General features: G+C 34.9%; 7 protein-coding genes. 1 reads left to right on the top strand and 6 read right to left on the bottom strand.

Annotated features, from left to right (window positions below; all coding sequences use genetic code 11):
- The 4 genes from T368_RS0103080 to T368_RS0103065 form a co-directional block, all read right to left on the bottom strand.
- Positions 1-502: hypothetical protein (locus tag T368_RS0103080; RefSeq protein ID WP_027338290.1), on the bottom strand; the 502-nt coding region annotated here is incomplete at its 3' end.
- 623 nt (positions 503-1125) lie between these two features.
- Complete coding sequence (locus tag T368_RS0103075; RefSeq protein ID WP_004086943.1) at positions 1126-1665, bottom strand: hypothetical protein; 540 nt, start codon at positions 1663-1665, stop codon at positions 1126-1128.
- 237 nt (positions 1666-1902) lie between these two features.
- Complete coding sequence (locus T368_RS0103070) at positions 1903-2595, bottom strand: hypothetical protein (protein ID WP_004086945.1); 693 nt, start codon at positions 2593-2595, stop codon at positions 1903-1905.
- 360 nt (positions 2596-2955) lie between these two features.
- Complete coding sequence (locus T368_RS0103065) at positions 2956-3318, bottom strand: hypothetical protein (protein WP_004086947.1); 363 nt, start codon at positions 3316-3318, stop codon at positions 2956-2958.
- A gap of 485 nt (positions 3319-3803) precedes the next feature.
- Between T368_RS0103065 and T368_RS13090 the strand changes: the two genes are divergently transcribed.
- Positions 3804-4304 carry an AAA family ATPase gene (locus T368_RS13090; protein WP_080628850.1) on the top strand — a complete coding sequence of 167 codons (501 nt, stop codon included), beginning with the start codon at positions 3804-3806 and terminating at the stop codon, positions 4302-4304.
- A gap of 160 nt (positions 4305-4464) precedes the next feature.
- On the opposite strand, the gene argB is transcribed toward T368_RS13090, so the two are convergent.
- Positions 4465-5319: an acetylglutamate kinase gene (gene argB, locus T368_RS0103055; RefSeq protein WP_027338288.1), complete on the bottom strand. Its 855-nt coding sequence runs from the start codon at positions 5317-5319 to the stop codon at positions 4465-4467.
- A gap of 178 nt (positions 5320-5497) precedes the next feature.
- Positions 5498-6382 (bottom strand): FkbM family methyltransferase, encoded by an 885-nt coding sequence (locus T368_RS0103050; RefSeq protein WP_004086952.1) that lies wholly within the window; start codon positions 6380-6382, stop codon positions 5498-5500.
- Between the last annotated feature and the right edge of the window lie 294 nt (positions 6383-6676).

Raw genomic sequence — 6676 nt, 5'->3', positions numbered from 1 at the left:
TAGAATCTAGATTTACATCCTCTGTATCTTTGATTTTTGAAATAATATTAATCGCATTGCCTATATGACTATTGCCCTCTTTATCGCTTTGACTTAGGGCGTTTAGATTACTTGCATTTGCGATTACTTGCATTAATTGCGTATAAATATTTGCCCTTTGTATGTTTGCATTATCTATAACGCTAATCTTTGTTACATAGGCTTGAATGACGCTAATTATTGCTTCACTTAATGCCTTTGTAGCTTCTGCCTTTGCCCTTATAACATTTATTTCTAACTCCACCCTTTTTTGATATAAGCTAAATTCTAGCTCTTTTTCTCTTTGCATCATCTCTTGTAGTTTCAAAGCATTATTACATGCAATCTCAAATATCTTTATATCTAGTTGGGCTTTTTCATTTGGGCTTAGATTTACCCTATCTACTTCTTTTAGGAAAAAGGAATTATAGATTTTGTTTTGTATTTCGTTTAGGTTTTCAAAAAATTGATGTGTGTCTAGCATGTTTAATCCTTAATTTATAGATAACAACAAAAAGATATAAAACGGCTTGATTTAATTTGTAGATTTGAAGTATAATTTGTTACCGCTTAAACTACCAACTTAAGCGGTAAATTTCTCTTTTCTAGCAAGAGTTAGAAAGGAGAGTTTGATATGTTCAACAAAGTCATTATAATAGCTTTCTTGCTATTTGTGCTTTTTGTTAGTATCGCATATTAACAAATTCTTTTAAATATTACAAATTGTCACATGCTAGGTATAACAGAAAGGAGGCTTTAAGTTTAACATGTTTTTACAAATAAATCAAAAATCCTTTTTTATTTGGTGTTATGCCTTTATTTCGTTACTTTACTTTGACCGCCCTTGTCATTTTGAGCGTAGCGAAAAATCCCTTTTGCAAATAAAAAGATGTTTGGGCTAACGCCTCAACATGACAAGTATTTCTAAGCTAGATTCTAAGATTTGCAACTTGCAAAGTAGAATCCATTCGCTGACCGCAAACTAGAATCTTTAAAGCGTGAAGTATTTTTGATGAATTTTTGCGGTTTTCGAGTGAAAGGCGAAGGGAGTGTATATTAAATACATGACCGAGCCCTTGAGCGAAGAATCCGCAAAAAGACAAACGCTTACGCTAAAGGGGTTAAGCGAACAAACCCCTTATCCCCACTACTTCCAAAACTCGTAAAATTAATCCGTATGCTATCCCCTGCCCTAAAGAATAATATTATATGCTTTTTCTGTCCCTCTCGTGCGATTTTATAGCTATTGTTATAATCCTGCCAACCAACACCCCGCCAACCTTTCCAAGTAATATCGCCGCTAAAATCTCTATCAACATGCCAATAATACCTATAACGCTTCGTATTAATCCCCTCTAAACTACCACTTCCGCCAACGACTGAAAAATTCTTATCCTTGTGGTTTAGGTTTATAAAATTCCCCCTATTGCCATTTTGTGAGAAGTAGTTATCATAAGCGTTTCCGCTACCATGATGATTCCAAACATAATGCCCCTCTGTAAATGTATGTCTCAAATTCTCGTTTATATCCCCACTTCCCCCCTGCATTTGTGCTAAGAGTAAAAAGCTTCTGCCTGTGTTGTTTGTGATGATGTGTTCTGTGGTTTGTGCTGTGCCGGTGATGAGTTGTTCGGTTACTTGTTGCATTTTAATCCTTTTATATAAGCTTTCATCTTGTGGTAACATTTTAACGATTTACCCTTTTTTATGGACCATAAAAAAGGGTAAAAACATTAAAAGCCTACCATCAATCTTGGAAAGCTAGTTTGTTTCCTGCATGGTTTTAAAATCAAACTAGATCTTTAAAGCGTGAAGTATTTCCCACTTGTTGCCCCAACAGATTCTAAAACTTGCAAATTGCATAATCAAGGCTGAATCTTTAAATTAATAAAATATATCCACACTTCCCCCCGCTCCAATACTTACATTTATGCTAGTCTCACTCTCTGGTATATCTACAATACTAAACTTCATTTCCCCAAACTGCCCATTTCCCCCTGCATTTCCTGCCCCACCTTGTGCGGTTACAAAACTACCAAAAGAAGAGGGTGTGCCTCTTGTTGTAGCATTATTTGCCCCTGTGCCACCTAAGACATTTACAAACACTCTTTTTACATTTTGTGGCTTATTCCATGTTGTTGTTTGTGTGAAATTTTCATGAGTTAAATCATTCATTAAAAAAGAAAAAGTGCTTTTTAGCTGACTTATTGTCTGTTCTGTGAGTTCGTTTATAGATTCTAAACTGCTTTCTTTTTGTGTGTCTAGGCTTTGTATATGCTCGTCTTTCTTCGTCTCTAGTTCTGCTTGAGAATCTTGCAGGGCATTTGGAATTGTTGTATTTATGCCCTCTTGTATGAGATTTTGTGCTTCTTGTCCTTTATTTTGCAAGTTTAAAAGCCATGTCTCATACTCCTGCCTTACATTTGAATCAAGTGCAGTCGTGTTATTTTTGATTTGTTCTAATAGTCTTTGGGCTTCTGTGCGAATCTCTTGCATGCCCTCTGTTTTAATCGCATTTAAGGCTTCTTGTGATTGTGTAGCAAAGCTGTTTAAATGTGCATTATGCTCTTGTATCATTGTATTGACATTGTTTTCTACTTGCTGTGTTTTTGTTTCTATCTCTTGGAGTTTAGAGTCTAGATTTGTATTTGCTTGTGTGGTGTTGTTTTCTATTTCTTGTATTTTTTCCTCACCTTTTTGAATGATAGATTCTAAGCTTTCTTGGAGTTTATCTTGTAATTGCGTTTCATGCGTGCTTACTTCTTGTCGTATCTCATTTAGCCCATTTTCTTTTGCTTGTTCTAACTCCTCTTTTTTAGAATCTAGAAGTTTAGCTTTATTAATAAAGCTAAAATTAGAGAAAATAACAGAATAAAAAGAGCAAATAAGGCTTAATTTATAAATTAAGCCTTATTTAAGTGAATCTTGTGGGTAGGGTTATTTTCCTGTTGTTGCTGAACCAATCCCCATTAGCAAATCAACAAAACCACTTTCAATCATGGGGCAAGTTTTCATTAAATTATTTTCCAGCGTATCATAATCTACCTTTTTAGCTAAAGCATTTGTGTCTTTAGTGTTTAGCTTTTTAAAACTAGCACATGCTTTTTTCATTACTTGTATCGCATTACTGGTATAATACTTATCTTTTGTTTTAGACTTCTCATCGTCTTTATCTCTGTATGGTTCTGCCTTTTCAAGCCATGTACCTACTTCTTTTACCTCTGCAATGAAGTTTTTACAACTTTGTGTATTACATACCTTAATCAGTGTATCTGCTTGTTTTGCTACTTCTTTATACACTTCGCCATCATCAGCAAGGGCTACAGAACCCCCCCCCCCCCATTAATAAACCAACTAACAACAATCTTTTCATACCTTTATCCTTTATGTAGAAATATATCTTTAGTCTTTATGCCTTAATAAAAATAGCAATAAAACTAAAGATTGCGAAGTAAAAGCATAAAGTATTCCTTATTATAGATTCTATCTGTGCGCTGTAAGCCCGTTGTTATGGTATGTGTTTTTTGACAAATGACACAAGTGTGGTGTGAAGCACAAGGAACAATGGCAATGTAAAACTAAGTAAATCCATGGTTTTTATGCGATGGACTATTAAGAGATTTTAGGCCGCTTAAAATGTGATGTGTGAAAAATAAATTTCTAGCACAAATGATGAGTTTTGCTATACACAATATCGATGTGATGATATAAGAATATAAGATGTAGCTCTATATGGTGAGTATAGCAACACATCGCATAATACAAGCAGTAATAGACAAAACTGCATATTGATTGAAGCTACCTTGCATACGACTGCAAAGGTATTGCTAGAAATCCTTAGTGATAGACTGCATTTAAATTATCATAGAAGCTTGCATGATAAGGTCGTAGCTATTGCTAAGGAATTATCTCGTAGAGATTGCATTGTAATCATTGATGAAGCAGAGCATTTGCCTTTAAGGGCATTAGAAGATTTAAGGCGTATTTGGGACTTTAGTCAAAAGGGATTTGTGCTTGTTGGAACTGAGATTCTAATAAAGAATTTAATGGGTAAAAATGGGGATTTAAAGCAGTTGTATTCGCGTATTGATTCAAGGTGGCATTTAAGGGGCTGTGATGAGAGAGAATGTGCAGAATGCTTTAATGAATATATTTTTCACTATACAAAGGGGAACTTTAGAAGTAGTGGGAAGTTGTTTAGAAAGGCTAATAGATTGGCTGGATTGCATGAAGTAGGTGTGAGTGAAGAAATAGTGGCGCAGGCGGCAAGTATGATTATTTTGTGATTGCGTTTTTCTTTTTGCGACTTTTTGTTGATTTGCATGTGTGGATTTGTTGCTACGCAACTGCATAAGTGAGTTTTCAATTTTTGCTTCGGTCATGTATTTATGCTATCTAACCCGTAGTGATAAATCCAAGCAAGATTTTAAGAATACAAGATAGAATCTATTTCTTTAATATCGCTGTGCCTATACCTTTATTTGTAAAAAACTCTAGAAGTAAGCAATGCTGCACTCTTCCATCGAGTATATGCACACGAGAAACGCCATTGTGAATAGCATGTATGCAACTTTGTAACTTTGGTATCATACCACCGCTTACTTTGCCTGTGTCGATAAGATTTTGTGCCTCACGCAAACTAAGCTCTGAAATAAAAGAATCCTTATTATCATAATCCTCATACACGCCCTCAATATCGCTCAAAAATACAAGCTTTTCAGCATGTAGGGCTTCAGCAATGGCACATGCTGCATCATCGGCATTAACATTGTAGCTATTATGGTCGCTCCCTATGCCAACAGGGCAAATCACAGGCACAAAACCATCTTGCAAAATCGCACTTACAAGTGTCGTATCCACATGCACTACTTCGCCGACATAACCAAGATTCTCGCTATCTTTAGGTCTGACTTGCAGCATTCTGCCATCTTTGCCGCTTATGCCGCATGCTTGCACACCAAACTCACATAGCATACCCACGATGTCTTTACTGATTTTATTTAACACCATTTCAACGATTTTCATCGTATCTTTATCAGTAACCCTTAAGCCGTCCTTAAATTTTCTTTCAATCTTTACGACTTCTAGCCATTTGTCAATATCCTTGCCCCCGCCATGCACGATAATGGGCTGGAATCCGATCGAATGAAGTAGGGCTACATCGCGTATCAAACTTTTTTGCAATTCTTCATTTAACATGGCACTTCCGCCATACTTTATCACCATTGTTTTGCCACGGAATAGCTGGATATAGGGCAAAGATTCTATTAATATTTTTGCCTTGTCTTGCCACTCTTTCATTGACTTTTCTTTGTCCATTTGTGTATCCTTTTGGTTGTAGAAAAAGCTTATTGTAGCATATTTATTGTGTGAATATTATTTTATTGTTTCTTAATAATCTAGCATGGCGTAAAGTTCTGATATATTTTTGGTTTGTTTGGCAGATAGCCATACAATGTAATTATATTTAGAAACTAAATTAATATTTATATTCAACATATAAAGATTTTACAAACATAATATCCCACGCATTTTGTAGCAATACGCGATAGCCTTTTGTGTGTAAAAAGTCTATTATTTGCTCTTTAGATTCTGTGTAATTATGCTCTATTGTCATCACGCTGAAGCTATATTTGTCAAAATCTATGCCTTTTAGCACTTCCATTTCACCACCCTCAACATCTAAAGTCATAAAATCTATATGAAAAATATTGGGGTAATTTTGCATAACTTCATTAAAAGTTGCTGTTTGCACTGAAAAAGTCTTAGTTTGCCCTAACTCATCAAGGCGACCTTTATGGTGCTGTGTCAAGTTTAGCTCTAATGTATCAAGCACAGAATATTCAGAATCTGAAGCTACAAGGGTTGTTGTGCCGATATTTTTAGAAAAAATCGCAAGATTATAGGTATCACATTTTCTATTTTTCTTTAATTCTTCAAAGGTTTTTGGATTGGCTTCAACGCAAAATCCATTCCACCCAAGTCGCTCAAATAAATAGCTATTATTAATATTCACTCCATCATGTGCGCCTATATCGACAAAAAAGCCTCGTTTCTTTTTATGCAGAATAGAATAGGCTAGGGCGTCTTGTCCAAGCTGCCCACAGAATGTTTCATTTTGCAGGTTTGATAGCCATAGAGAATCTATGAGATATTCAACTCGATTTACCTTTTCCTGCATGTTGAGTAAAATGCTCTCATTGCTGTATTTTTTCTTCTTACGCTGATATACTGGGATACCAAATAATTTATATCGCTTTCTTATGCTGTTTTGAATCTGTTTTTTATGTGTCGTGAGTAGGGGGATACCCAATATCTTTCTTACTTCCTTATTGCCATCTATCTCTTTACTGATAATACCCATGCTAGTCCCTTATATTTTGATGTCAGCTATTCTACAAAAAAAAAAAACGATTCAAGAGATAATGGAAAATAGCTTTGGTTTTATATTTTTAATTTGCATTGAGGTTGCATAATGGAATACAAAGGATTCTATAATTTAAGAGTTTTGGAGTTTCAAAGCTATTTCATTTATGGAATAGGGTAGGGCGGTGCAATCTATTCTTACAACAAGCCTTACTCCATTACTAGATGTATTTAATGATACTAAAAGCATTTAAAGTTATTTATATGGTAATTTTATAGTCAATATAATCAA

The sequence above is a fragment of the Helicobacter bilis ATCC 51630 genome (assembly GCF_000686565.1).
Taxonomy (GTDB): domain Bacteria; phylum Campylobacterota; class Campylobacteria; order Campylobacterales; family Helicobacteraceae; genus Helicobacter_A; species Helicobacter_A bilis.
The sequence above is the reverse complement of the archived record's forward strand: the minus strand, read 5'-3'. Positions and strand labels throughout refer to the sequence as shown.